This is a genomic window from Nocardia jiangxiensis NBRC 101359 (assembly GCF_000308615.1).
In the GTDB taxonomy this organism is placed as follows: domain Bacteria; phylum Actinomycetota; class Actinomycetes; order Mycobacteriales; family Mycobacteriaceae; genus Nocardia; species Nocardia jiangxiensis.
In genome coordinates this window covers 53,413-79,901 of sequence record NZ_BAGB01000061.1, presented here as the reverse complement: position 1 = coordinate 79,901, position 26,489 = coordinate 53,413, and the positions used below count along the sequence as shown (strand labels likewise).

At 67.8% G+C, this 26,489-nt stretch carries 24 protein-coding genes; 15 read left to right on the top strand and 9 right to left on the bottom strand.

The features are described 5' to 3' along the window. Window positions 1-19: 19 nt before the first annotated feature. Both ON40_RS26660 and ON40_RS26655 read right to left on the bottom strand, forming a co-directional pair. A complete protein-coding gene (locus tag ON40_RS26660; protein WP_040827510.1) occupies window positions 20-736 on the bottom strand; it encodes a TIGR03089 family protein in 717 nt (238 codons plus the stop codon). Continuing rightward, window positions 724-2,193 (bottom strand): LCP family protein, encoded by a 1,470-nt coding sequence (locus ON40_RS26655; protein WP_281033063.1) that lies wholly within the window; start codon window positions 2,191-2,193, stop codon window positions 724-726. Before ON40_RS26655 ends, ON40_RS26660 begins: the two co-directional genes overlap by 13 nt. A gap of 164 nt (window positions 2,194-2,357) precedes the next feature. Here ON40_RS26655 and rfbD point away from each other — a divergent pair, with 164 nt between their 5' ends. From rfbD to ON40_RS26630, 5 genes are all read left to right on the top strand, one after another. Continuing rightward, window positions 2,358-3,200 carry a dTDP-4-dehydrorhamnose reductase gene (gene rfbD / locus ON40_RS26650; RefSeq protein ID WP_083895943.1) on the top strand — a complete coding sequence of 281 codons (843 nt, stop codon included), beginning with the start codon at window positions 2,358-2,360 and terminating at the stop codon, window positions 3,198-3,200. A gap of 9 nt (window positions 3,201-3,209) precedes the next feature. Further along, a complete protein-coding gene (locus ON40_RS26645) occupies window positions 3,210-4,127 on the top strand; it encodes a glycosyltransferase family 2 protein (protein WP_051193583.1) in 918 nt (305 codons plus the stop codon). A gap of 53 nt (window positions 4,128-4,180) precedes the next feature. Further along, window positions 4,181-5,299 carry a mannose-1-phosphate guanylyltransferase gene (gene manB / locus ON40_RS26640; RefSeq protein WP_051193582.1) on the top strand — a complete coding sequence of 373 codons (1,119 nt, stop codon included), beginning with the start codon at window positions 4,181-4,183 and terminating at the stop codon, window positions 5,297-5,299. A 238-nt stretch (window positions 5,300-5,537) separates the two neighbouring features. After that, on the top strand, window positions 5,538-6,110 hold the full coding sequence (locus tag ON40_RS26635) for a TetR/AcrR family transcriptional regulator (RefSeq protein WP_040827336.1): 573 nt from the start codon (window positions 5,538-5,540) through the stop codon (window positions 6,108-6,110). Between the two features lie 23 nt (window positions 6,111-6,133). After that, entirely contained in the window at window positions 6,134-7,600 is a 1,467-nt protein-coding gene (locus ON40_RS26630; RefSeq protein WP_218008874.1) for a phytoene desaturase family protein, read from the top strand. A gap of 120 nt (window positions 7,601-7,720) precedes the next feature. Here the strand turns inward: ON40_RS26630 and ON40_RS26625 are convergent, their stop codons facing one another. From ON40_RS26625 to ON40_RS26605, 5 genes are all read right to left on the bottom strand, one after another. Next, on the bottom strand, window positions 7,721-8,641 hold the full coding sequence (locus ON40_RS26625; protein WP_040827332.1) for a cation diffusion facilitator family transporter: 921 nt from the start codon (window positions 8,639-8,641) through the stop codon (window positions 7,721-7,723). A 93-nt stretch (window positions 8,642-8,734) separates the two neighbouring features. After that, window positions 8,735-9,949, bottom strand: coding sequence for a mannose-6-phosphate isomerase, class I (manA, locus tag ON40_RS26620; RefSeq protein ID WP_040827330.1), 1,215 nt, complete (start codon window positions 9,947-9,949; stop codon window positions 8,735-8,737). Then, window positions 9,949-11,127 (bottom strand): hypothetical protein, encoded by a 1,179-nt coding sequence (locus ON40_RS26615; RefSeq protein WP_040827328.1) that lies wholly within the window; start codon window positions 11,125-11,127, stop codon window positions 9,949-9,951. Before ON40_RS26615 ends, manA begins: the two co-directional genes overlap by 1 nt. A gap of 106 nt (window positions 11,128-11,233) precedes the next feature. After that, a complete protein-coding gene (locus ON40_RS26610; protein ID WP_040827326.1) occupies window positions 11,234-12,610 on the bottom strand; it encodes a phosphomannomutase/phosphoglucomutase in 1,377 nt (458 codons plus the stop codon). Between the two features lie 57 nt (window positions 12,611-12,667). Continuing rightward, window positions 12,668-13,060, bottom strand: coding sequence for a DUF3499 domain-containing protein (locus ON40_RS26605; RefSeq protein ID WP_040827505.1), 393 nt, complete (start codon window positions 13,058-13,060; stop codon window positions 12,668-12,670). 130 nt (window positions 13,061-13,190) lie between these two features. Between ON40_RS26605 and ON40_RS26600 the strand changes: the two genes are divergently transcribed. Continuing rightward, window positions 13,191-13,667: a metallopeptidase family protein gene (locus ON40_RS26600; RefSeq protein WP_169541908.1), complete on the top strand. Its 477-nt coding sequence runs from the start codon at window positions 13,191-13,193 to the stop codon at window positions 13,665-13,667. A gap of 172 nt (window positions 13,668-13,839) precedes the next feature. On the opposite strand, the gene ON40_RS26595 is transcribed toward ON40_RS26600, so the two are convergent. After that, a complete protein-coding gene (locus ON40_RS26595) occupies window positions 13,840-14,073 on the bottom strand; it encodes a WhiB family transcriptional regulator (protein ID WP_040827503.1) in 234 nt (77 codons plus the stop codon). 597 nt (window positions 14,074-14,670) lie between these two features. Between ON40_RS26595 and cofD the strand changes: the two genes are divergently transcribed. From cofD to ON40_RS26580, 3 genes are read left to right on the top strand one after another with little or no spacing between them, the layout of a single operon-like run. After that, on the top strand, window positions 14,671-15,684 hold the full coding sequence (gene cofD, locus ON40_RS26590; protein WP_245568004.1) for a 2-phospho-L-lactate transferase: 1,014 nt from the start codon (window positions 14,671-14,673) through the stop codon (window positions 15,682-15,684). Between the two features lie 26 nt (window positions 15,685-15,710). After that, window positions 15,711-17,063: a coenzyme F420-0:L-glutamate ligase gene (locus tag ON40_RS26585; RefSeq protein ID WP_040827499.1), complete on the top strand. Its 1,353-nt coding sequence runs from the start codon at window positions 15,711-15,713 to the stop codon at window positions 17,061-17,063. Further along, window positions 17,060-17,578, top strand: a complete 519-nt coding sequence (locus tag ON40_RS26580) for an NUDIX hydrolase (RefSeq protein WP_040827321.1) — start codon at window positions 17,060-17,062, stop codon at window positions 17,576-17,578. Before ON40_RS26585 ends, ON40_RS26580 begins: the two co-directional genes overlap by 4 nt. 28 nt (window positions 17,579-17,606) lie before the next feature. Here the strand turns inward: ON40_RS26580 and ON40_RS26575 are convergent, their stop codons facing one another. Next, window positions 17,607-18,968 carry a cation:dicarboxylate symporter family transporter gene (locus ON40_RS26575; RefSeq protein ID WP_040827318.1) on the bottom strand — a complete coding sequence of 454 codons (1,362 nt, stop codon included), beginning with the start codon at window positions 18,966-18,968 and terminating at the stop codon, window positions 17,607-17,609. 126 nt (window positions 18,969-19,094) lie between these two features. Between ON40_RS26575 and ON40_RS26570 the strand changes: the two genes are divergently transcribed. The 6 genes from ON40_RS26570 (at window position 19,095) to mtrA (ending at window position 26,457) form a co-directional block, all read left to right on the top strand. Further along, window positions 19,095-20,666 carry a sensor histidine kinase gene (locus ON40_RS26570; RefSeq protein WP_051193581.1) on the top strand — a complete coding sequence of 524 codons (1,572 nt, stop codon included), beginning with the start codon at window positions 19,095-19,097 and terminating at the stop codon, window positions 20,664-20,666. Then, window positions 20,663-21,355 carry a response regulator gene (locus tag ON40_RS26565; RefSeq protein WP_040827316.1) on the top strand — a complete coding sequence of 231 codons (693 nt, stop codon included), beginning with the start codon at window positions 20,663-20,665 and terminating at the stop codon, window positions 21,353-21,355. The genes ON40_RS26570 and ON40_RS26565 overlap by 4 nt, the downstream gene beginning before the upstream one ends. Window positions 21,356-22,059: 704 nt before the next feature. Continuing rightward, the gene (locus ON40_RS26560; protein ID WP_245568002.1) at window positions 22,060-23,172 is read left to right on the top strand and encodes an alkane 1-monooxygenase; all 1,113 of its coding nucleotides are present in this window, start codon (window positions 22,060-22,062) and stop codon (window positions 23,170-23,172) included. 102 nt (window positions 23,173-23,274) lie between these two features. Next, window positions 23,275-24,750, top strand: coding sequence for an adenosylhomocysteinase (gene ahcY, locus ON40_RS26555; protein ID WP_040827313.1), 1,476 nt, complete (start codon window positions 23,275-23,277; stop codon window positions 24,748-24,750). Window positions 24,751-25,053: 303 nt separating this feature from the next. After that, window positions 25,054-25,701, top strand: a complete 648-nt coding sequence (locus tag ON40_RS26550; RefSeq protein ID WP_040827311.1) for a dTMP kinase — start codon at window positions 25,054-25,056, stop codon at window positions 25,699-25,701. A gap of 78 nt (window positions 25,702-25,779) precedes the next feature. Beyond that, window positions 25,780-26,457, top strand: a complete 678-nt coding sequence (gene mtrA, locus ON40_RS26545; RefSeq protein ID WP_040827309.1) for an MtrAB system response regulator MtrA — start codon at window positions 25,780-25,782, stop codon at window positions 26,455-26,457. Window positions 26,458-26,489: the final 32 nt, after the last annotated feature.

Here is a 26,489-nt window from a genome sequence, read left to right as displayed (position 1 = left end):
CGATGGCGATGCCGATCGATCAGGATCGTGACACGGTGACGTGCTCGGTGCCGACGCGCGGCGCACGCTTCGCGGGATCGGCATTGTCCACCTGCACCAGCGACGCACCCGCCGCGTACACCGCGAGCAGACCGTCGATCACCTCGGCGGAGGTATCCCAGGGCGCCTCGGACAGCACCCGGTCCTTCTCCGAGATTCCTTGCCGGGCAGCCGATTCGCGGGATTGCGCCAGAGTGTCGGCGACGGATGTGCCGTCCAGCGCGAGGCCCGCGCCACGCGGGTGGAACTGATCGCGGTGGGTCCGCACCGACGTCGCGAAATCGGTGACGCCGAGCGGCAGATCGCGCACCGGACCGCCCATCGCGTCCAGCGACAGCGCCACCACCTCGGTGATGTGGTCGACCTCGTCGAGCCGCCCCGCGGTGGTCAGCGCGAGTTCCGCGTCGTCGTCGGGCCGCAGCACCACTTCCACACCGGCCCACCAGCAGCCGAGCAGCACCGCGGCGGTCTGCCAGTGCGCGGGCAGCAGCACCGCGACCCGCGTGCCGGGGGTGAGGCCGAATTCGTCGCGGAGCAGGTTCGCGGTCTTGGCCGCCCAGTTGGCCAGGGTGAGGGCGGACAGTTCGATGCGTGCGCCGGTGGCGTCGTCGTAATAGGTGATCCGCGGTCCGGCCGGGTCCCGGGCCAGGATCGGCTCCAGGAGCGCATCGGTGAGAGTCTGGGTCAGTTCACGCATTTCGGTCCGTTCTGGCCTGCGTCGATGGGAGCCGCGGGCGGGACCGGAGTCGCGGTGGTCGAACTCCCCGACCCCGACGTATCGAACAGTTCGCCCGCCGCCGAGCCCGGACCAGAGTAGTCACCGGCCAGCACCACCCGCACGGCCCCCTCCGGCGTCCCCGGCACGGCCTGCACCGGCAGCCCGCCCAGCGCCTTGGCCACCGCCTCGGCCTTGGCGTCGGAGGTACTGGCCGCCAGCACCCGGCTCGTCGACACCGGAGCGCCCGACCAGTTCTCCACCGTCCCCGTGCGGAATCCCTTGTTCGCCAGGGCGTGTGCCACCTGTGAAGCCAATCCCGAGGTATCGCTGGCGTTGTACACGTCCGCGGTCACCTGCGAGGGGGTGACACCGCCCGAGCCGGAACGGCCGACCAGCGAGGCGACATAGGTGTGGACCGCGGACGGATCCACCCGCACCACCGATTCGCCGTCGTCGGTGGTGCCGTTGATATCGGCCACCGGGATCGTCTCGAATCGCACCTGCCCGCCCGAGAGGTCCTGCAACTGCTTCATGAAATCGAGTGCGTTCCACTTGTCGTCCAGCACGATCGTGCGGCCCACCGCCTTGCTGAGCGCATCCAGCTTGGACGGATTCGCCAGGATCTTCGCGCTGAGCGCCTGATGCACCAGCGAGGCCATGAACACCTGCTGCCGCACGATCCGGTCCAGATCTCCGCGCTGCAGATCGTGCCGCTGACGCACGAAGCTCAGCGCCTGCGCACCGGTGAGCCGCTGCACGCCCGCCGGGAAGTCCGCACCCGACATCGGTTCGTCGACCGCGTTGTTCAGGCAGACCTGCACCCCGCCCACCGCATCGGTGAGCAGGACGAATCCCACCAGCCCCACCTCGGCGTAGTGGTCGACGGTGATACCGGTCAGATCGGCCACCGTCTTGATCAGCGCCTCGCGCCCGGCCTGGGTGGACCGCTTGTCCGCCTCGGCATCCGAGACGCCCTTCGCGGTGAGCTTCTGCCGGGTCAGTTCTTTCGTCGCGCCGTACGCCGAGTTGATCTTGCCCTTGCCGATGCCGGGAATGTCCACGTAGGAGTCGCGGGGGATCGAGATCGCCGTGGCCGAACGGCCGTTGTTGGGTATCCGGATCAGGACGATGGTGTCGGTGTTCGTGCCGACCTCGTCCCCGGCGTGCAGTATCGCCCGTTCGGCGGAGCTGAGCGGGTTTCCGTGCGCATCGGTGCGGCTGTCGACGCCGACCATGAGAATGTCGGTGGCTCCGTCGCTGCCGCCGCCCAGGCCCAGATCGCCGATCCGCTCGATGCCGGAGATCAGTCCGTCGACGCTGTGCCAGCCGAAACCGGTCACGATGAAGATCAGGGCCGCGAGTGCCGCGACCAGCAGTCGGCCCGGACGGGCGGCAGGCGGTCGTCCTGGCCGAGCGGGAGACAGCTTCTGCGGCAATGCTCTGATCCTTTCGGCCACGCCCTGAAGAAAACTCTTTGCACGCTCTTTCCACGTATCGACCCCGTGAATCGAGGCTAGCCAACGCAGTCGCGGGCACCCCTCAAGCGCGACGGGCGTGGCGTGCCAGACTGGCCCGCGTGTGCCCAGAAAATTCCAGGCGTGTGGTGGTGACCGGCGCGGGTGGCCAACTCGGTCGAGCCGTGTGCGCGCAGGCTCCCGACGTCGTGGCATTGCGCCGCGAGGATCTCGACATCACCGACGACGCAGGTGTGCGCGCCGTCCTCGAACCCGGTGACGTGGTGCTCAACTGCGCCGCCTACACCGCTGTCGACGCCGCCGAATCCGATGTCGCGGGCGCGTTCGCCCGCAACGAGACCGGACCGGCGGTACTGGCGGCGGCCTGTACCGCGCTGGGCGCCACCCTGATTCACATCTCCACCGACTACGTCTTCGACGGAACCGGGACCCGCCCGTACGAGCCCGGCGACGCGACCGGGCCCACCACCGTCTACGGCCGTTCCAAACTGGCCGGTGAACAGGCGGTGCTGCGCCTCGCGCCCGACGCGCACATCGTGCGCACGGCCTGGGTCTACACCGGTGATCAGCGCGATTTCGTCGCGACCATGCGTCGGCTGGAACGCGAACGCGAGACCGTCACCGTCGTGGACGACCAGATCGGCTCGCCCACCTTCGCCCCGGATCTGGCCGCGGGTCTGTTCGAACTGGTTGGATCGGTCGCTGCCGATGTGCGGAGTATCGCGCCGATCCTGCACGCCACCAACGCCGGTCGGGCCAGCTGGTTCGAATTGGCTCGCGCGGTCTTCGCCGGGGTCGGCGCGGATCCGGAACGGGTGCGTCCGTGCAGCAGTGCGGAATATCCGAGTTCCACACCGCGCCCGGCATATTCGGTGTTGTCGAACCGTGCCTGGACCGACGCGGGACTGACCCCGCTGCGTGATTGGCGGCTCGCACTCGACGACGCGCTGGCTCGCCCGGACCAGTAGGCTGCACCGGTGAACTCTTCGGATGCAGTAGAACGGCACGACGGTGAGACGACCCCTCGGCCCCGTCTGGTCGTGGTCACCGTGACCTATTCGCCCGGCGAGCACCTAGAGCATTTCATCAGTACCCTGACCACCGCGACCGGCGAGAAGCCGCAGGTCATCCTGGCCGACAACGGATCGAACGACGGAACCCCCGAACTCGCGGCCGAGGCGAACGAGAATGTTCGGCTGCTGCGGACCGGCGGCAATATCGGTTACGGCGGCGCGATCAACCGGGCCGTGGCGGAGATCGATCCGGAGATCGAGTTCGTCATCATCGCCAATCCGGACATTCGCTGGGGTACCGATTCGATCGACACCCTGCTCGAGGCCGCGCAGCGCTGGCCGCGCGCCGGGGCGATCGGCCCGATGGTGCGCGAACCCGACGGCAGTGTGTACCCGTCCGCGCGATCGGTGCCCGGCGTGCTCGACGGCGCCGGTCACGCCGTTCTCGGCAGTGTCTGGGCGGGAAATCCCTGGACACGGCGCTACCGTCAGGACAACGAGCGGATCGCCGAGCGCACCGTGGGCTGGCTCTCGGGTTCGTGCCTGCTGGTGCGCCGCGCCGCGTTCGACAGCATCGACGGCTTCGACTCCCGGTACTTCATGTACATGGAGGACGTCGATTTCGGCGACCGGATGGGCCGCGCGGGCTGGCACAACGTCTTCGTGCCCTCGGCGGAGGTCACGCATGCGAAGGGCCATGCGGCGGGCCGCCATCCCGAAACGATGTTGCCCGCGCATCACGCGTCGGCATATCGTTTTCAGGCCGATCGGCATCCGCACTGGTGGCAGGCACCGTTGCGGTGGGCTCTCAAGGCCGGACTTGCGATTCGCTGCAGGCTTGCGGTTCGATCTGCGCTGCGCGAACGTGACGCACAGCGTTAGCGCGACGACTTCCACCCACGCCCGCGTGGACCGAACCTGACAAGGGGAGATTGATGGCGGACAACGCTGAGTCGACGAACCGTACCGCCGGGCTCGAGCCCGGCGCGACGGCCGACGCGGTGATCCTGGTGGGCGGTCAGGGCACCCGGCTACGCCCCTTGACACTTTCCGCGCCCAAGCCGATGCTTCCCGTCGCTGGTCTGCCGTTCCTGCATCATCTGCTGGCCCGGATCGCCGATGCGGGTATCACCCACGTGGTGCTGGGCACCTCGTTCAAGGCCGAGGTGTTCGAGGAGCACTTCGGCGACGGGTCCGAACTCGGGCTGGATCTGGAGTACGTCACCGAGACCGAGCCGCTGGGCACCGGCGGCGGTATCCGCAACGTGCTGCCCAAACTGCGCGCCGACACCGTGCTGGTGTTCAATGGCGATGTGCTCGGCGGTGCGGATCTGGGCGCGGTGCTGGACACTCATGCCGCGACCGAGGCCGATGTGACCTTGCACCTGGTGCGGGTCAGCGATCCGCGGGCCTTCGGCTGTGTGCCCACCGACGATTCGGGGCGGGTCACCGCCTTCCTGGAGAAGACCCAGGATCCGCCGACCGATCAGATCAACGCCGGTTGCTACGTGTTCCGCCGCGAGTACATCGAAAAGATCCCCACCGGGCGTCCGGTGTCGGTGGAGCGCGAGGTGTTCCCGTCGCTGCTGGCCGAGGGTGCGCACATCCAGGGCCACGTGGACGTCTCGTACTGGCGCGATATGGGCACTCCCGAGGATTTCGTGCGCGGTTCGGCGGATCTGGTGCGCGGTATCGCGCCCTCGCCCGCGCTGCCGGGCCAGCGTGGCGAGTCGCTGGTGCATCCGGGGGCCGGTGTTGCTCCGGGTGCGCTGCTGATCGGCGGTACGGTCGTCGGCCGCGGCGCGGAGGTCGGCGCGGGCGCGCGCCTGGACGGCGCGGTCCTGTTCGACGGCGCGCGCGTGGAAGCCGGTGCCACCGTGGAACGTTCGATCATAGGCTTCGGCGCTCGGATCGGCCCGCGGGCGCTGGTCCGCGACGCCGTGATCGGTGACGGCGCGAGTGTCGGGGCCCGCTGCGAACTCCTGCGCGGCGCCCGCATCTGGCCCGGCGTCGATCTGCCCGACGGCGGGATTCGATTCTCCACGGACGTCTAGGAATTCCTCGGCGGGCCGCTGCCGATTCCTGCTGTGGCGCAGCGTGTCTCACCGGTCCCGTTCAGACGACTTCGGCAGGGGCCGGAGTCGGCGCGGCGCGGCGTTCGCGGATGAGTAGTACGCCGGTGGTGATGCGGGACGGTGTCATGGTCTGCGCGCCTGAATCTAGCAGCGCTAACTGATGTGGCAATGCTAGATTGTGCACGGCTATATTGTCTAGCGATGCTAGGATTCGGATATGAGCACCCAGACGCGACGCGAACGGCAAAAGGCCGAGCGGCATCAAATGATCATCGATGCCGCGCGGCAGATCGCCGAGACTCAGGGCTGGGAGGCGGTGACCGTGCGGCGGCTGGCCGAGGCGATCGAATACAGCCAGCCGGTGCTCTACAGCCATTTCAGCGGGCGTGATGCGATCGTGGCCGCCGTCGCCGAACAGGGGTGCGCCGAGATAGCGGCTCGGTCCCGAGAATTGCGGGTCGCGGCGCGGACCCCGGAAGCGGCCCTGACCGCCGTCGCGACCGGCTATCTGGACTTCGCCCGGGACAGTCCCGCACTGTACGACGCGATGTTCGTGCAGAAGGTGAATCTGACCTTCGGTGAGGGTGCACCCCAGGCGTTGCAGGATGCGTTCGCCGAGCTAGCGGCCGTATTCGCGCCTTTCGCCGCGGGGCACGACGTGGAGACCTTCACCGAGGTCGGCTGGGCGGCGTTGCACGGGCTGGCGACGCTGGAACAGCACGGCCGGCTCCGCCCGGCGTTTCGTGACCAGCGCCTGGCCGTCCTCGTCGACCACTGGACACGCCGCTGAGATCTGCCCCTACCATGGTGATCATGGACGTCGCCGTTGTCGGATCCGGGCCGAATGGTCTTGCCGCGGCGGTGATCTGCGCCCGCGCGGGACTGAATGTGCAGGTGTTCGAGGCGGCGGACACGCTCGGCGGTGGATGTCGCACCGCCGAGACGACCCTGCCCGGCTTCCGGCACGACGAGTGCGCGGGCGCGCATCCGATGGCGGTGGCCTCCCCGTTCTTCCGCGCCTTCGATCTGGCCGCGCACGGTGTGGAGCTGCTCACTCCCGAGATCTCCTACGCCCATCCGCTCGACGGTGGTGCGGCCGGATTGGCCTGGCGCGACCTGGATCGCACAGTGGCCGGGCTGGGCCGCGACGGCGCGTCGTGGCGCGGGTTGTTCGGTCCGCTGGTGCGCGATTGGCTGGAACTCGTGGCCCTGGCGATGTCCGACACCCGACATCCGCCGCTGGACGCGATCACCGGTGTGCGTTTCGGCCGGCGGTTGCTGGAACAGGCATCGCCGCTGTGGAACTTGCGTTTTCGAGAGGAAGCCGCCGCCGCGCTGTTCACCGGAGTGGCCGCGCACGCGATCGTTCCGCCGCGCGCATTCTCCGCCGCGGGCGTCGCGCTGCTGCTGGGCACCCTCGCGCACGTGGGGGGCTGGGCGATTCCGCGGGGCGGCAGCCGAACCATCGTCGATGCGCTGGCCAGCGGACTCGAACGGTCCGGCGGACGTATCGTGACCGGTCACCGGATCGACTCGCTCGACGAATTGCAGAGTGCGCGAACAATTCTGCTCGATACCGCACCCGCGGAGCTGCTGCGGCTGGGCGGCGATCGCCTACCGGCCCGCTACGCCGCCCAACTCTCCCGAGTCCGCTACGGCGGCGCGGCGTGCAAGGTGGATTTCGCGCTGTCGGGGCCGGTGCCGTGGCGGACGCCGGACTGTGCGCTGGCCGGGACGCTGCATCTGGTCGGCACCCGAGCCGAGGCGCTCGCGGTCGAGCGGGACGTCGCCGCCGGGCGCCATGCCGATCGGCCGTACGTACTGGTCATCCAGCCCGGCGTCGTCGACGATTCCCGTGCGCCGCAGGGCAATCACACGCTCTACGCCTACGCGCACGTCCCCAACGGTTCCTCGCGCGACGTCAGTGCCGAGGTGATCGCCCAGATCGAGCGCTTCGCACCGGGTTTCCGCGATCTGATTCTCGCCCAGCACGTCCGCACGGCCGCGCAGATGCCGGCGTACAACGCGAACTACGTCGGCGGCGACATCTCGGCGGGCGCGATGACCTTGCGCCAGACCCTGTTACGTCCCACTCCGCGCTGGAATCCGTACTCGACTCCGCTTCCCGGGGTCTACCTCTGCTCGGCATCCACCCCACCCGGCCCGGGCGTGCACGGCATGTCCGGTCTGCACGCGGCCTCGCACGCCCTGCGCACCCGCTTCGGCATCCGCACCGATCCACTCACCCTCGCCGCCGGAACCGCCGCGATCCCCGGCTGACCGCCGGGCGAGGAATTCTGTTGCACGACAACCGATCGCTGTTCGGTACGTCATCATCCCGCCTGCGGACGCCATGATCACGCTGCGACCGGAATGCGGTCCGCCCGCGCGGTCGCGGTGTTACGCGGGCTGGGTGCGGTAGAGATCGGGCTCGATGTACATGAGGCGGGCGATGGGGACCGCGGTGCGGACGCGCTCCTCGGCGGCGTCGATGGCGGTGGCGATATCGCCGATCTCCAGACCGGGAACGATCGCAACCTTGGCGGCAACCAGGAGTTCCTCGGGGCCCAGGTATTCGGTGCGCAGGTGGATGACCCGATCGATGTGGGTGCCGTCGACGAGGTTCTCCCGGATCGCGCGGATCTGCTCGGGAGTCGCGCCCTCACCGATGAGCAGGCTCTTCATCTCCACGATCAGTACGACGGCGATGACGCCCAGCAGGATTCCGATGCCGAGAGTGCCGATGCCGTCCCAGACCGGATTGTCGGTGAGCATGGTCAGCACGACCGCCAGCAGTGCGATCAGCAGGCCGACCAGGGCCCCGGTGTCCTCGAGCATCACCACAGGAAGTTCGGGATTGCGGGAATTGCGGATGAACCGCCACCATCCGGTGCTGCCGCGCAACGCCGCGGACTCCTTCATGGCGGTGGCGAAACTGTAGCCCTCCAGCACCGCGGCGATGGCCAGGATGACGACCGCCACGATCGGCGAGCTCAGCTCCTCCGGATGCTGGATCTTGTGGATGCCCTCCCAGATCGCGTACATCGAGCCGAGCGTGAACAGCACCAGCGCCACGACGAAGGAGTAGAAGTAGCGATTGCGCCCGTAGCCGAACGGATGCAGCTCGTCGGCCTCCTGTTCGGCGCGCTTCTGACCGAGCAGCAGCAGTCCCTGATTTCCGGTGTCGGCCAGCGAGTGCACGGCCTCGGCCAGCATCGATCCGGATCCGGTGATCAGCGCACCGACGAATTTGGCGACTGCGATGCCCGCGTTCGCGCTGAGTGCAGCGAAGATCGCCTTCTTACCGCCACTCGCAGACATACCCCTCGCCCCTACCCTTTCGTCGCCCTGCTCGATCAGTGTCCGATTTGTCCGCAACCCTAGCGGAACGGTCCGATATCGGGTCGGGGAGCACTACTCACCGCCCACGCAGGCGCAGAACAGCTGTGCCGCCCCGTCGACCGCCTGCGCGCGAATATCGGTGTCCGCCGCGGAGATCCAGGCCGCGCCGCCCGGTGTGATCTCCAGGTCGTCGACCCCCTGCAGCAGCCGCACCGTCCCGGCCGTGCACAGGATGATGCCCGGCCCGGTGCGCGGAATCGGCGTCGGGTCGGCCCCGGCCTCGAGTTCGAAGCGGCGCAGCGCGAATTCCGTTGCGGGCGTGCAGTATCGGAACGAATGCTCGTCGACCGGCTCCGGGGTGACGATGGGCAGGGCGAGCGGTTCGAAATCCAGCACCCGCAGCAGTTCGGGCACATCGACGTGTTTGGGGGTGAGCCCGCCGCGCAGGACGTTGTCGGAGTTGGCCATGATCTCCACGCCGACCCCGTTCAGATAGGCGTGCAGATTCCCGGCCGCCAGGAACAGACCCTGGCCGGGTTCGAGGGTGATCCGGTTGATCAGCAGCGCGGCCAGCACACCGGCATCGCCCGGATACGCCTCGGCGAGTTCGAGAACGGTGCGCGCCTCCGGGGTGAATTCGTCGTGGCCGTCGGCCAGATAGCGCACACAGCCGTCGAGCACCTTGGGCAGCAGTGTGTCCAGCATGGCCTGCGGCAGCGTGATCCAGGTGGTGAACACCGTCCGCAGACCCGACGAATCCGGTTGTGCGGCGAGCAGTCCGATATAGTGCTTCAGCTCCGGAACGGCCAGGGCGGTCAGCAGCGCGACGGTGCGGTGCGGATCGCGGAATCCGGCCAGCGCCTCGAATCGGTTCAGCGCCACCACCAATTCGGGTTTGTGGCTGTCGTCGCGGTAGTTGCGCATGGGCGAATCCAGCGGCACCCGTTCCAGATTCTCCCGCTCGAATCCGGCGCGGGCCTGATCGGCGCTGGGATGCGCCTGCAGCGACAACGGCTCCTCGGCCGCGAGGATCTTCAGCAGGAACGGCAGCCGTCCGCCGAATTCCGGTGCCACCGCGCCCAATTGACGTTGCGGATCCGCCGCGACGAACTCGAGCAGCGATTCGGTGCGTCCGTCGATGTGCACCTGTGCCGGGTCGGCGGGGTGCGCGCCGAACCACAGTTCGGCCTCGGGATGTGCCGATGGCACCGGACGTCCGCACAGCTGAGCCAGAACGGTGCGTGAGCCCCAGGCATAGGAACGCAACGCACCCACGAGTTCGTGCACTAGAAAGGGCCCCCGTCGTAGTGGGCAGAACGATCGGCCGGTGTCGCGGGACCGCTGAGCAGGCGCAGGTAGGCCGCGGCCGTCTCCAGCCGCAGCACGAGCACCGCGAGCTGCTCGAGTTCGCTGCCGGGGCGTACGGCTCGCGGACTCTGCTCGCCCGGCTGTCCGGCGATCAGTTCGGCATCGACGTTCACCAACTCGGCATCGATCAGGCCGGATCCGGCGCCGAAGATGGTCAGGCGACGATGCGCGGCGAGCTGATCGGCGTCCGCGCTCACCACGAACAGGCCCACCCGCTGCACGGGGGCCGGGCCGTCGAGTTGCTCGTCGTGGAACAGCGGATCGAAACCGGGTGCGGCAGCGCCGGCGGCCTCGGAGATCAGGTTGTGCGCGGCCGCCACCTGAGCCAGCTCGGCGGCGGTCCCGATCTGCCCGGCCGACGACAGCAGCACCTCGGAGATGTGCGCGGCCACCTGCGTCGCGGCAGGGGAGTCCCCGGACAGCACGATGCTGCGCTGGTGCATCCGCGCGGCCAGCATCTTCGCCGGGTTGTGGAAGACCTCGTTGGTGGGTCCGTCGCGCAGGGCCTCGGCATCGAGTGCGTCGGCCAGTGTCTCCAGATCCGGTGTGAGCGGGCCGATATGCGTCGGATCGATCGCCTGCAGGACGGCGATGCCGATCGCCAGATATCGCAGCAGGCGATTGTGGTCCAGCACCGGCACCCGAGGCGGCAGCATGGCCGCGCGTCCGGCGGCGGCGGTGCGCAGCGGACCCTCGTCCGGTGCGGCCACCACGACCTCCGCGCCACGATGCAGCGCCCGATCGATCGCGCCGATCACCCGCGGATCGCCCGCATCGTCTGCGGCGACGAGCACCACGTCCAGCGGGCCCACCCACTGCGGAATCGCCGTGACGGGCACGATCGGCAGTGCCGCGCGGTCGCCCAGACAGGCCACCAGCAGAGCGGCCGCCCGCGCGGCACGACCCGCGCCGGTCACGATCACGAGGCTGCGCGGCCGCATATCGCTCAGTCGTGTCAGCACGCCTTCGCCGACAGCCGCCGCGGTGGCGCGCACCTGGGCGCCACCGGATGCGGCCGAACGCAATGTCCCCCCGGAATCGGCGGCCTCCAGTGAGGCGACGTCATCGAGGTCGAGAACAGGTGTCCCTGCGATCATCGGGCGTTGCCACCTCCCCTCATCGAGTCACCAGGCCGGGAGAACCTGTCCGTACGGAGTGAAAAGTCCGGGGGCGAATACACACCCTGTGATTCCACTATTCCAGTCAGCCGCGCACGATGCTCAGGATCTCGGTTACGAGTGCGTCTACTTCCTCGGTCGAACGAGCCTCGACGTTGAGACGCAGCAGCGGCTCGGTGTTGGAGGCGCGCAGATTGAACCACGCGTCCTCGGGCAGCTGCACGGTCACCCCGTCCAGCCGGTCCACTGCGACGGCCCGATCCTGGAATGCCGCGAGCACGGCCATCGTCCGCTCCTTCGCATCGGCCACCGTCGAATTGATCTCGCCCGAGGCCGCATACGTCGAATAGGACGACGCCAGTTCCGACATCGGACGGTCTCCGCCGCCCAGCGCGGCCAGCACGTGCAGGGCGGCGAGCATACCCGAGTCCGCACCCCAGAAATCCCGGAAGTAGTAGTGCGCGGAATGTTCGCCGCCGAAGATCGCTCCGGTCGCGGCCATCTGCTGTTTGATGAACGAGTGGCCGACGCGGGTGCGCACCGCGGTGCCGCCGAGTTCGGTGACCAGCTGCGGCACCGACTGCGAGGTGATCAGATTGTGGATGACGGTCGCGCCGGGCTCTTTCGCCAGCTCGCGCTCGGCCACCAGGGCCGTGATCGCCGACGGCGAGACCGGCTCGCCACGCTCGTCCACCACGAAGCAGCGATCGGCGTCGCCGTCGAAGGCCAGGCCGATATCCGCGCCCGAGGTGCGGACCAGCTGTTGCAGATCGACCAGGTTCTTCGGATCCAGCGGATTGGCCTCGTGATTGGGGAACGAGCCGTCGAGTTCGAAGAACAGCGGATCGATGGTCAGCGCCGACACCGCGCCCAGCACCGCGGGCACGGTGTACCCGCCCATGCCGTTGCCCGCGTCGACCGCGACCTTCAGCGGGCGGATGCCGCCGAGATCGACCAGCCCGCGTAGGAATTCGGCGTAGGCGTCGAGCAGGCTCTCCTCGGTGGCGGTGCCCGGTGCGCCGTCGTGTGCCGGGACGCCCTCGACGAGTTCCTCGGCGATCGTCGCCAGTCCGGTGTCCTGGCCGACGGGCAATGCGTTGGCGCGGCACAACTTGATGCCGTTGTAGCGCGCGGGATTGTGGCTGGCGGTGAACATCGCGCCGGGGCAGCCCAGATGTCCGGAGGCGAAATACAGCTCGTCGGTGGAGGCCAGGCCGATCTGCACCACGTCCAGGCCCTGTGCCAGGACTCCGGCGGCGAAGGCGGCGGACAGCGTGGGGGAGGAGTCGCGCATATCGTGGCCGATGACGACCCGGGTCGCCTGCTCCGCGCGCATCAGACGGGCGAAGGCCGCGCCGACGTCGCGAACGAAATCCTCGTCGATCTGCTCTCCGACCACACCCCGTACGTCATAAGCCTTGACAACTGCTTGAACCGATTCGGCAGACCGGGCGACTGTCATGCCCAACACCCTAATAGGGCCGATGCGCCGGGACATATTCCGTCCCGGATCCGCCACTCAGTTCGGCGGGTCGGGCAGTACACGCAGGTGCCCACGGCGGCCGGTGCGGGCCGGACGGGCCGGGCGCTGCGGTGCGGGCTGGTACTCCGCGGAGTAGCCGCGCTGTTCGGGTTCGCTTGGGCGGCGGCGCATCCCGGCCTCGCGCACGGCCTCGGCCAACGCGGTCAGATCATCGTCGTCGGGACTGGCGGAGGAGAAGCTGCCCTCGTGGCGGACCATGTCCCAGCCCTTGGGAGCGGTGATCCGGGAGGCGTGGGTCTCGCACAGATCCCAGGAATGCGGTTCGGCGACGGTGGCCAGCGGGCCGACGACGGCCGTCGAATCGGAGTAGACGTAGGTCAGCGTCGCGACGGCCGGGTTCTTGCAGCCGGGTCGGCAGCAACGACGCATGGGAATCACGCAAAGGAGAGTAACCCTCCCGGGGCCCGCGCGCCGAGGAGACACGCGCGAATGCGGCATACCAGTTTGTCGCGTTCACCTCCTCGCCCCGGTGCCGGACGGAGTGACTAATCTCGTGGTTATGACGCGTTCACGGAAGCGGCGACCGCCGACGGCACGGTCGGTGATCCGTCGCGGGCGGGGAGTGCGCGGCCCGATGCTGCCGCCGACGGTTCCGGCCTGGCGTACGCGCGGGCAGCAGTTCGACCGACTGGTGCTCGAGGCGTTCGCGCCCCTGGACAGCCGCTGGCACGACCGGCTCACGAAATTGGATATCGCGGTCGACGACGTGCCCAAAATCCGTGCGCTGCACCCGGATTCGGTGACCTGGCCGGACGAGGTGGTGGCCGACGGCGCGGTGCCGCTGTCCCGCCTGATTCCCGCGGGGGTCGATTCACGCGGCGCGGCCACCCGCGCCCGCGTCGTGCTGTTCCGCAAGCCACTCGAGCTGCGCGCCAACGATCCGGACGACCTGGTAGACCTGCTACGCGAGGTACTGGTCCAGCAGATCGCGACCTATCTGGGCGTAGAACCGGACGTCATCGACCCCGAGGAGTAACGTCTCGCCCCCGATGCGCAGCGAGGCGGACAACGAAAAGCAGCAACTGACTTCGCACGTACACCGGTAACTCCCCGGGAACGCCCAGAACCCGAGGATCTACCCAACCGCCGGCCCGAAGCCCAAATCTCGCGGCCCCACGACCCGCTGAAGTCGCGGAGAGGCGGGGGAGTTAGCCGATGCCGCGCTTGAGGCGGCGGCGTTCGCGTTCGGACAGGCCGCCCCAGATGCCGAAACGCTCATCGTGGGCGAGTGCGTATTCCAGGCACTCGTCGCGGACCTCGCAGCCCATGCAGATCCGCTTCGCCTCGCGCGTCGAGCCGCCCTTCTCGGGGAAGAACGCCTCCGGATCGGTCTGGGCGCACAGGGCCCGTTCCTGCCACTGCTCCTCGATGGTGTCGAACATCGCATCGAAGTCTGTGACGATGAGGCTCAGCTGTGGCGGCTCGGGCTTGCGCTGTGTGCGTGCCCACTGGCCGCCCTGCTGCGAGTGACCGTCCAGCTGTACGGGTGTGTCCGACTCGATTCCGGTCACCATGCTTCCCCCCTCTCGTTCATCGATCCAGCGGTCGGTGCAGACGCCTGGAACTGCGCCTGCCGTGGAATCGGTTTGCGATACACCACCCGGAATGCCCGACGGGGCCAGCTCCTCGGCCATCGCTCCGCCTCCTCACTGTGTGTTAGCGCAGAAAGATTTATCCGTCGGACCCGATGTGCAAACCGACGGCCCAACACCGCGACGTTGTCCCGCGGACATCCCCGAGCTTGTCACTCCTGTTCGAACATTTGTTCGAAACCTGGTCTGCGCCTTGTGCTCTCGCGCATGCCCGGAATGACATGCCTGTGATTAGACACGCCGGACGGCGCGGTGGTCAAGCTGCCGACACAATTCCGTTACTATCCGCGACCCGGTTCTAGGCCGTTCGGTGACCGTCTAGTAGCAAATGAGCAGCAAATATGCTCCTCGGCGGGCCCTTCGAAGCAACGCATAGGCTATGCGGATGTGACTGGAGAACAAGCGGACATCGCGCCCGCTGCCGAGTATGCCGGTCCCCGAACCAGTGTTGCCGTTCTGGTCGGCGGAGTCGGCGGCGCACGGTTCCTACAGGGCGTGCGTGAACTACTGCCCGATGCCGATATCTCGGCCATCGTGAACGTCGGCGACGACGTCTGGATGCACGGTCTGCGCATCTGCCCGGACCTGGACACCTGCATGTACACGCTCGGTGGCGGCATTGATACCGAACGTGGCTGGGGCCGGGTCGGGGAAACCTGGCATGCCAAGGAGGAGTTGGCGAAATATCACGCCCAGCCCGATTGGTTCGGGCTCGGAGATCGCGATATCGCGACACATCTGGTTCGCAGTGAAATGTTGCGTGCCGGATACCCGCTCTCCGCGGTCACCGAAGCGTTGTGCAACCGATGGCAACCCGGTGTGAAACTTCTTCCCGCGACCGACGACCGATGTGAAACGCACGTCGTCATCAGTGAGCCGGAGAACGCTGGCGAACGTCGCGCGATTCATTTCCAAGAGTGGTGGGTACGCTATCGCGCCGACGTCGAGACCCATGGATTCGTCACAATCGGGGCGGATCAAGCCACTCCGGCGCCAGGTGTGACGGAGATCATAGAGCGGGCCGATGCGGTTCTGCTGGCTCCGTCGAACCCCGTGGTGAGCATCGGCGCGATCCTCGCGGTCCCCGGAATTCGCGGCGCGCTGCGCACCACCACCGCCAAGGTCGTCGGCCTGTCACCGGTGATCGACGGAAAACCGTTGCGCGGCATGGCGGACGAATGCCTCTCGGTATTGGGTGTGGAGACCAGCGCCGAGGCCATCGGCAGGCATTTCGGGGCGCGCTCGGACACCGGCATCCTGGACGGCTGGCTGGTGCACTCCACCGACACCGCCGACGTCCCGGGCGTGGAGGTGCGCAGTGTGCCGCTGCTGATGACCGATCCGGCCGCGACCGCCGAAATGGCCCGCGAGGCACTGGATATCGCGGGGGTGAAGCCGTGAGTGAATCCTCGACACAGCGCGCACCGGTGCTGTCGGACACCGGTGATCACGCGCCCGGCGGTGAGCTGCGGATCATCCCGGTGCCCGGCCTGCCGGAATTCCGTCCCGGTGACGACCTCGCCGAACATATTGCGGCACAGGCGCCCTGGCTCGTCGACGGCGACGTGCTGGTGGTGACCAGCAAGATCGTCGCCAAGGTGGAGGGCCGGATCGTCGCCGCGCCACAGGATCCCGAGGAGCGCGATGCGCTCCGCCGGGAGCTGGTGCGCTCGGAGTCGGTGCGGGTGCTGGCGCAGAAGGGCCGCACCCTGATCACCGAGAACAAGCTCGGCATCGTGCAGGCCGCTTCCGGCGTGGACGGTTCCAATGTGGAACAGGGCGAATTGGTGTTGCTGCCCAGCGATCCCGACGCCAGCGCCTCGGCCCTGCGCCGCGCGCTGGCGCAGCGCCTCGGCGTGGACGTCGCGGTGGTCGTCACCGACACCATGGGCCGTGCCTGGCGCAACGGTCAGACCGACGCGGCGATCGGCGCGGCCGGGTTGCGGGTGCTGCACGACTACGCGGGCTCGGTCGACGGGCAGGGTAACGAACTGCAGGTCACCCAGGTCGCGGTCGCCGACGAACTCGCTGCCGCAGCCGATCTGGCGAAGGGCAAACTCGGTGGCGTCCCGGTCGCGGTGGTGCGCGGGCTCAGCCCGCACGACGACGGTTCGCGCGCCGCGGATCTGCTGCGCGGCGGCGAGGACGATCTGTTCTGGCTCGGCACCGCCGAGGCGATCGAACGGGGGCGGCACGAGGCGCTGCTGCTGCGACGATCGGTGCGCCGATTCGCCGACACCCCGGTCGATCCCGAGCTGATCCGGTCCGCGGTCGCGGTGGCGTTGACCGCTCCCGCGCCGCATCACACCCGGCCGGTGCGGTTCGTCTGGGTGCGTGATCGGGCGTTGCGGGCGCGGCTGCTCGAGACGATGGCCGATCGGTGGCGCGCGGATCTCACCGGCGACGGCCGCACTGCCGAGAGTGTGGAGCGTCGGGTCGCACGCGGGCAGATCCTGTTCGACGCACCCGAGGTGATCATTCCGTTCTGCCTGCCCGACGGTGCGCACGACTATCCGGACGAGCGTCGCCGCGCGGCCGAATCCACCATGTTCACCGTGGCCGTCGGCGCGGCGGTGCAGGGACTGCTGGTCGCCTTGGCCACCGAGGGCGTGGGCAGCTGCTGGATCGGGTCGACCATCTTCGCCCCGGAGACGACCCGCGAGGTGCTCGGGCTGAGCGCGGAGTGGAATCCGTTGGGCGCGATCGCCGTCGGCTATCCGGACGAGGAACTCACCCCGCGCGAGCCGCGCGATCCCGGCATCGGTCTGGTCGAGCTGTGAGCGCTGGTTCGTTGCACGAGTCGGCGACCGAACTGCTGGAAACCTGGCCTGCGGCAACGGGGCCGGAGCAGTCGCTGCGTCAGGCCGTGCTCGCCTTCCTGGGCTCGGCTCCGCGCGGGTGCCTGCGCGAGCACGCCGCCGGACATATCACCGCGTCGGCGATGGTCTTCTCGCACGACGAACGCGCGGTCCTGCTGACCCTGCATCCCCGTGTGGGCCGCTGGATCCAGCTCGGCGGCCACTGCGAGGAATCCGACGACACCGTGCAGGCCGCGGCCCTGCGCGAGGCCACCGAGGAATCGGGCATCCCCGACCTGAGTATCGAACCCGGTCTCTACGGCCTCCAGGCGCATCCGATCACCTGCTCGCTGGGTCGCCCCACCCGGCACCTGGACCTGCTGTTCAAGATCCGCGCGCCGAAGGACGCTGTCCCGGTGCGCAGTTCGGAATCCACGGACCTGCGCTGGTGGTCCGTGGATTCCCTGCCCGACGATTCCGATCTGCCGTTGCGCTGACTGCCTGCGCCGTGCGCGGCGCAGGCTCTCAGGCCGTGATCAGGTCCTTCTGCTCCGAGGCGGGCGTGGCGGGAGATTCGGTCGACTGCTCCTCGGCCTGTGCCGATTCGTCGAACGGCAACTCCCGATTCAGCACCGACCGGGCGCGGTCCGGATCGATGGTGCGGGTCCAGGTGCCGACCAGAACCGTGGCCACGGCGTTGCCGGAGAAGTTGGTGATCGCGCGGGCCTCGGACATGAAGCGGTCGATACCCACGATCAGCCCGACGCCGCCGAGCAGATCCGGACGATGGCTCTGCAGGCCGCCCGCGAGCGTGGCCAGTCCCGCACCGGTCACTCCGGCCGCACCCTTGGAGGCGATGACCATGAAGGCCAGCAGGCCGATCTGCGCGCCGAGCGACATCGGCTTACCCGTGGCGTCGGCGATGAACAGCGACGACATCGTCAGGTAGATCGCGGTGCCGTCCAGGTTGAACGAATATCCGGTCGGCACGACGATGCCCACGGTCGAACGCTCCACGCCCAGATGTTCCATCTTGGCGATCAGCCGCGGCAGCGCCGACTCCGAGGAGGAGGTGGAGAAGATCAGCAGATATTCGCGCGCCAGGTAGCGGACCAGCCGGAAGATCGACATCCCGGCGGTGAGTCGCATCGTCAGGCCCAGGACGCCGAAGACGAAGATCAGGCAGGTCAGATAGAACGCGAACATCAGTGCCGCAAGCTGTTTCACCGCGCCGAGTCCGGTATCGGCCACCACGTTGGCGATCGCGCCGAACGCGCCGATCGGCGCGAGCCACAGAATCATGGACAGAATCCGGAACACCAGTTTCTGCACGAGTGTCACACCGCGCAGGATCGGTTCACCCGAAGCGCCCATCGCCTGGATCGCGAATCCCACCAGCAGCGCGACGAACAACGTCTGCAGCACGCTGCCCGCGGTCAGCGCGGACAGCAACGAGGTCGGGACGATGCTCTCCAGGAAATGCCAGGTGCCGCCCGCGCCCGCGGCCTGCTTGGTGTAGATTGCGGCGTCGGCGGCGTGCGCGTGGATGTTCAGTCCGCTGCCCGGATGCAGCAGATTGCCGACCGCGAGTCCGATCGCGAGCGCCACGGTCGAGGTGACCAGAAAGTAGGCGACGGCGATCCCGCCGATTCGGCCGACCCGCGCGGCCGCGCGCACCGAGCCGATACCCAGCACGATCGTGCAGAAGATGACCGGCGAGATCATCATCTTGATCAGATCGACGAATATGGTGCCCAGATTTCCCACCGACTTCCCGAAACCCGGTGCGAGCCATCCGGTCAGGACTCCGGCCACCACCGCCGCGATGACGGCGAGGTAGAGCCAGTGGGTGCGGTCGCGACGGTGCGACCCGGTCGAGTTGGTCATGACGATCGTGCCTCCGGTCCGGCGTGAGCTGGGCCACGCGTTGGTGGAGCCAATCCTGGCGGCTACCGTGACGGCGGTCACTATTGCGTACATTTCGTTCACGGAATTCGGTTCACGGGAGGTGTCGTGCGGGCGAGCGGCTGGGCCGGGTTCCGGCGCGGCCGGGGAACGACCCTGGCCGGTCAGGTCTTCGTCGTACAACTGGTCGCGCTGATCGTGGTGATCGCGGTCGGTTCCGTGCTGGCGGTCTGGGAGGTGCGTCGCGAACAGGACGATGCGACGCGACAGCGGGTGCTCGGCATCGCCGTGGCGATCGCGCAGTCTCCCGCGACGGTGGCGGCGGTGCGCGCGCCGGACCCGAAACGGGAGTTGCAGCCGGTGACCGAACGCATCAGGCTGCGGACCGGGGTCGATTTCATCGTCGTGATGGCTCCGGACCGCACCCGATACACCCACACCAATCCCGCGCTGATCGGAAAGCCGTTCAGCGGCAACATAAGTCGGGCGTTGGACGGTGAGACGTTCACCGAGACCTACGTCGGGTCGCTGGGTCCGTCCATCCGCTCGGTGACCCCGGTCCAGGACGACGGCGGTCACGTCGTCGCGCTGGTCTCGGCGGGTGTGACCCGGTCCCGCGTCGTCGATCAGGTGATCGAGCAGTTGCCGTTGATCCTGGGCGCGGCGGCGGCCGGACTGCTCCTGGCCGTGCTCGGGGCGCTGCTGCTGCGGCGACGCCTGCTGCGGCAGACGCACGGGCTCGGTCCCGGCGAACTGCGTACCCTCTACGAACATCACGACGCGGTGCTGCACTCGATCCACGAGGGCCTGGTGGTGTTCGAGCGGGACGCCGAGGAGGCCACGGTGGTGAACGACGAGGCCCGCCGGTTGCTCGAACTCCCGGCCGGACCGGTGCGCCGGGCCGACCTGCCGGTGTCGTTGCAGCACCTCGACCCGATCGTGGTGCGGGACGAGATGCATGTGACCGCGGAACGGGTGCTGGTGGTGAATCAGGACCTCGTCACCTGGTCGGGACGCAACCTGGGCACCGTGCTCACGATCCGCGACCACACCGAGTTGCGGGACATCATGGGCGAATTGGATTCCGCCCGTGGATTGTCCGCCGCGCTGCGCGCCCAGGCGCACGAGTCCGCCAACCGGCTGCACGCGGTGATCACCATGGTGGAACTCGGGCATTTCGGCGAGGCCGTGGAATTCGCGACCGCGGAGCTGCAACTGTCCCAGGCCCTCATCGACCGGCTGACCGAGGCGGTGCGCGAACCCGCGCTGGCGGCGTTGCTGCTGGGCAAGGTGGATCAGGCGATCGAACGCGGCGTGGAACTCACCGTCGCGCAGGACACCGCGCTGGACTCCACCGCGCCGCTGAGCGCGCACGACATGATCACCCTGGTCGGCAACCTCATCGACAACGCTATCGACGCGGTCGCCGAGGACGCCGACGCCTGGGTGGAGGTCACCGTGCGCGCCCGGGATTCGGAACTGTTCGTGCGGGTCGCCGACAGTGGTCCCGGCATGTCACAGGAGGCGTTCGCCCGCGCCGTGGAACGAGGACATTCCACCAAGTCCGATCACCACGGGCTCGGGCTCGCACTGGTGTGGCGGCTCGTGACGCGTCACGGCGGCGTCCTGCATGCCGAACGAACTCCCGAATCGGCTGTCGTGGTGAGGATTCCGCGATGATCCGGGTACTGATCGTGGAGGACGACGCACGTATCGCCCAGGCCCACGACTCCTATGTGCGGCGAGTACCCGGTTTCACGCCCGTCGGTATCGCCCACACCGGCCGGGACGCGATCCGTGCCGCGACGCAGGCGGTGGCCGAGGGCGAGCCGATCGAGCTGGTGCTGCTGGACATCGGGCTGCCCGATATCGGCGGCCTCGAGGTGAGCGCTGCGCTGGCCCGGCTGAGTCCGCGCCCGGACATCATCGCCATCACCTCGGCCCGGGATCTGGCGATGGTGCGCGCCGCGGTGGCCCACGGCGTGGCGCTGTACCTGCTCAAACCCTTCCCGTTCGCGGCCTTCCGGGACAAGCTCGAGCGCTACCTGGAATTCCGGGCCGCGTTGCCCGCCGAGGAATCGGCGCTGACCCAGCACGACATCGATCGGGCGTTCGGTGCCTTGCGCACCCCGGATCCGAAGGCATCGGTGCCCAAGGGCATCTCCCCGCCGACTCTCGAAGAGATATCGCGGGCGCTTCGAGCAGCGCCCCAGGGACTTTCGGCCACCGATGCCGGACGGGCGGTGGGCGTCTCGCGGGTGACGGCCTGGCGTTATCTCGAGCAGTTGGCGACCGCGGGCGCGGTGGAGCGGCAGACCGACTACGGCCGCGCCGGCCGACCGCAGGTGCGGTACGTCTGGCGGAGATGAGCGCGCGCGGCGTGAGGGACGGCACATCTCGGGTTCGCATCGTTCGGGTTGCGTTCGACGTGCGGTTGCGGGCGGGCCCGGACAGGTTCGGACGGGGCCGGTCCGGGTCGGTCGAAGCGTGTTCGGCCTCGGGGGACGCCGGGCGGTCCGCCGCGCGGCCGGAGGTTGCCGGAAGCGTGGTCGGGGGACCGGGGCAGCTATGCGGCACGACCTCACGTTGTGTCGTGGCTCTACGGTAGAAGCGTCGGGCTCCGGGTGCATCGGGCGGGGCGGCGTCGAATGTGATATTTCTGGCGGCGGAGAGTGCTGACTTCGTGCGAAGTTCAGTCGGCCGGTTCGTTGCGACCGCCTCGGAGTTATCCGAATTGTGTTGTGTTGTATAACGATTGCGTCGACTCGCCCGGTGTGTGCTCTCAGGCGGAAACTTACGATCTGCAAGGCTCGAACGAGAGGACGACGCATCGTGCGAGGGTGGGTGTGGTGTTTGCCCGCCGTATGCGGTCATTGCCGGGACATGAGTAACGGCTGAAAAATGGACCGAACCGTATGTAACGGTTGCCACTTACGGCTCCCGAAACTTTGTGTAACGGTCCTAATGTCTGTACCTATCTACTGGCAATAGTCCAGAGGAATCAATTAGTGGGGCAAACGTGCAATCGGTTGGCAATCGCTCGGGTAGGCCTGACCCGAAGCGATACCTGTGGGTGCTCGGGCTCATCGCCCCCGGCTGTGCCCTGTTGCCGTCACAGTTGGTACTGCACACCGGGTTGCGGGTGTTCTGGTGGATCGGCCCGATCATCGTGCTGATCGCCATTCCGGTGCTGGACTGGGTCGTCGGCGAGGACGGCACCAATCCGCGCGACGAGGACTACGAGGTCCTGTCCAAGGACCGCTACTACCGCTGGTGCACCTACATGTTCCTGCCGATCCAGCTGTTCGGGCTGGGGATCGCGGCGTATCTGTGGTCTCGCGACGAGCTCGGTGTCGTCGACAAGCTCGGGCTGGCAACCACATTGGGTCTGGTCAGCGGGATCGGCATCAACGCCGCGCACGAGCTCGGACATCGGGTCGAACGGGCCGAGCGGTTCCTGGCGAAGGTCGCGCTGGCGCAGTCGGGGTACGGCCACTTCTACGTCGAGCACAACAAGGGGCACCACGCCCGGGTGGCCACCCCGGAGGATCCCGCCAGCGCCCGGCTGGGGGAGTCGCTGTGGGAATTCCTGCCGCGCAGTGTCCTCGGTGGTTTCCGCTCGGCCGTGCGCATCGAAGCAGAACGTTTGCAGCGCAAGGGATTGCGTTGGTGGAGTTGGCAGAACAACATCCTGCAGGCGTGGTCGATGACGCTGGTGCTCTACCTCGGTCTGGTCGCGGCGTTCGGCCCGAAGATGCTGCCGTACCTGTTCCTGCAGGCGGTGATCGGGGCCGGACTGCTGGAGACGGTCAACTACGTCGAGCACTACGGCCTGCTGCGCGGTAAGCGCCCCAACGGGACGTGGGCCCGCTGTTCGGCCGCCGACAGCTGGAACAGCGACCGGCTGGTCACCAACATCTTCCTGTTCCATCTGCAGCGGCACAGCGACCACCACGCCAATCCGGGACGCCGCTACCAGACGCTGCGCAGTTCCCAGGAGGCCCCGCAGCTGCCCGCGGGCTATGCGGGGATGATCCTGCTGGCCGCGGTGCCGCCGCTGTGGCGGCGCGTGATGGATCCGAAGGTGTTGGCGCACTACGGTGGTGACGTCGGCCGGGCCAATATCGCCCCGCGCAAGCGCAAGCGGATCCTGGCCGCCCACCACGGTCGCGCGGCCGCGGCCTGAGGACCGCTCCGACTCTCGATTTCGCAGGTGAACGACCATGCGTACCGTGTACGCAGGATTCGTACTAGTCTCTTCTGCGTACACGCCGACCAGGAGAGGCAGATGACGACCGCAGTGAGCAGCATGATGACTGCCGACAGCCGCAACGGGATCGATTACAAGGTCGCGGACCTGTCGCTGGCCGAGTTCGGCCGCAAGGAGATTCGACTCGCCGAGCACGAGATGCCCGGCCTGATGGCACTGCGTCGCGAATACGCGGAGGTGCAACCGCTGAAGGGTGCGCGCATCTCCGGGTCGCTGCACATGACGGTGCAGACCGCAGTGCTGATCGAGACGCTGGTATCGCTCGGCGCGCAGGTGCGCTGGGCTTCGTGCAATATCTTCTCCACCCAGGACCACGCGGCCGCCGCCGTGGTAGTCGGCCCGCACGGCACTGTCGACGAGCCGCAGGGCGTGCCGGTGTTCGCGTGGAAGGGCGAGAGCCTCGAGGAGTACTGGTGGGCCGCGGAGCAGATGCTCACCTGGCCCGGCGAGCCCGCGAACATGATCCTCGACGACGGTGGCGACGCCACCATGCTCGTACTGCGCGGCGCGCAGTTCGAGAAGGCGGGCCTGGTCCCGCCGGCGGACGAGGAGCACTCGGCCGAATTCACCGTGTTCCTGAACCTGCTGCGCGACCGGTTCGAGAGCGAGAAGCACAAGTGGGGCGTGATCGCGGACAGCGTGCGCGGCGTCACCGAGGAGACCACCACCGGCGTGCTGCGGCTGTACCAGTTCGCCGCCGCGGGTGAGCTGGTGTTCCCGGCGATCAACGTCAACGACTCGGTCACCAAGTCCAAGTTCGACAACAAGTACGGCACCCGCCACTCGCTGATCGACGGCATCAACCGCGGCACCGACGTGCTGATCGGCGGCAAGAAGGTGCTGATCTGCGGTTACGGCGACGTCGGCAAGGGTTGCGCCGAGTCGCTGGCCGGTCAGGGCGCGCGCGTGCAGGTCACCGAGATCGACCCGATCAACGCCCTGCAGGCGCTGATGGACGGCTTCGACGTGGTCACCGTGGACGAGGCGATCGGCAACGCCGACATCGTGATCACCTCCACGGGCAACAAGGACATCATCCTGCTCGACCACATGAAGGCCATGAAGGACCAGGCCATCCTGGGCAACATCGGCCACTTCGACAACGAGATCGACATGGCCGCGCTGGAGCGTTCGGGCGCGACCCGCCTGAACATCAAGCCGCAGGTCGACCAGTGGACGTTCGGCGAATCGGGCAAGTCCATCATCGTGCTGTCCGAAGGCCGCCTGCTCAACCTGGGCAACGCCACCGGGCACCCCTCGTTCGTCATGTCCAACAGCTTCTCCAACCAGGTCATCGCCCAGATCGAGCTGTGGACCAAGCCGGAGCAGTACGACAACGAGGTCTACCGCCTGCCCAAGCATCTGGACGAGAAGGTGGCTCGTATCCACGTCGAGGCCCTGGGTGGTCAGCTGACCAAGCTCACCAAGGACCAGGCCGAATACATCGGCGTCGACGTGGAAGGGCCGTACAAGCCGGAGCACTACCGCTACTGATTTTTTGGCCTCCGCTTCGCTCCGGCGGGTTTTCGGCGCTGTAAGGCTCGTCGCTGCGCCCTCGAGACTCGGCCTTCGGCCATGCGCTTCGAGGGCGCAGCGACGAGCCCGCGCCGAAAACCTTGGGGTTGGCCTTGTTGAGCCTTTCGCTTCGCGGGCGGCTTCCGGCGGACAGAGACGCTTCGCCGCTGGGCGCGTTGGCGGTGGGTGAGATCGAGTGGGAGCTGCTGGGCGAGGTGGCTCGCTGAGGTGCTTGGGTGGGGTGGGGATTTTTCGGTGGTGAGGCGCGGTAATCTGCTGCTTATGGGTGTTCTGGTGGCGGTTGAGGGCCTGGATGGGGCCGGAAAGCGCACGCTCATCGATGCGGTGGTCGGTGAGTTGGTCGGGGGTGGGGTCCGGGTGGGCACTATGGCCTTTCCGCGGTACGGGAAGTCGGTGCATGCGGATCTGGCGGCGGAGGCGTTGCGGGGGCGGCACGGTGATGTGGCGGGGTCGGTGAATGCGATGGCGTTGTTGTTCGCGCTGGATCGGGCCGAGGCGCGCGATGAGTTGTCGAAGTTGTTGGCGGACAACGATGTCGTGCTGCTCGATCGGTACGTCGCGTCGAATATCGCCTACAGTGCGGCACGGACCGGCCAGTCCGCGGACGGTGAGATCGCCTCCTGGATCGAGGAATTGGAGTTCGGGCGCTTCGAGCTGCCGGTGCCCGACGAACATGTGCTGCTCGCCGTGCCGGTCGAGCTCGCCGCCGAACGTGCCCGCCGCCGCGGTGAACTCGACAGCGATCGCGCGCTCGACGCGTACGAGCGCGACAAAGGGCTGCAGGAACGCACCGGCGAGGTCTATCGTGTGATGGCCGAATCACACTGGCACGGTCCGTGGTGGCGCTATGCACCGCACGACGATCCGGCGAAACTGACCGCGCGTCTGTCGAAAATTATTGGCCGATAGGGTTGGATGTGCGTCGGATACGTACCAGTGTTGGCGTGGTTGCCCGTTCCGAGCCGGAGAGATGACACCATAGTAGTTATGAAGCCGAAGATTCTGGTCGTCGACGACGATATGGCGCTCGCGGAGATGCTCACGATCGTCTTGCGCGGCGAGGGTTTCGACCCTCACACCGTCGGCGACGGCACACAGGCGCTGACCGCGGTCCGGGAGCTACGCCCGGACCTGGTGTTGCTGGATCTGATGCTGCCCGGCATGAACGGCATCGACGTATGCCGTGTGCTGCGAGCCGATTCCGGTGTGCCGATCGTCATGCTGACGGCGAAGACCGACACGGTCGACGTCGTACTGGGGTTGGAGTCCGGTGCGGACGACTACATCGTCAAGCCCTTCAAGCCGAAGGAGCTCGTCGCGCGAGTGCGCGCCCGGCTGCGGCGCACCGAGGAGGAGCCCGCGGAGCTGTTGTCCATCGCCGACATCGTGATCGACGTCCCGGCGCACAAGGTCACCCGCGCCGGAGCGCAGATCTCGCTGACCCCGCTCGAATTCGACCTGCTGGTGGCGCTGGCCCGCAAGCCGCGTCAGGTGTTCACCCGCGAGGTTCTGCTGGAGCAGGTCTGGGGATATCGGCACGCCGCCGACACCCGACTGGTCAACGTGCATGTGCAGCGGTTGCGCGCCAAGGTCGAGAAGGATCCGGAGAATCCTGAGATCGTGCTGACCGTCCGCGGTGTGGGTTACAAGGCCGGACCGCCGTGATCGATCGCTCCAGAAACCGCATCGAGCGGTTA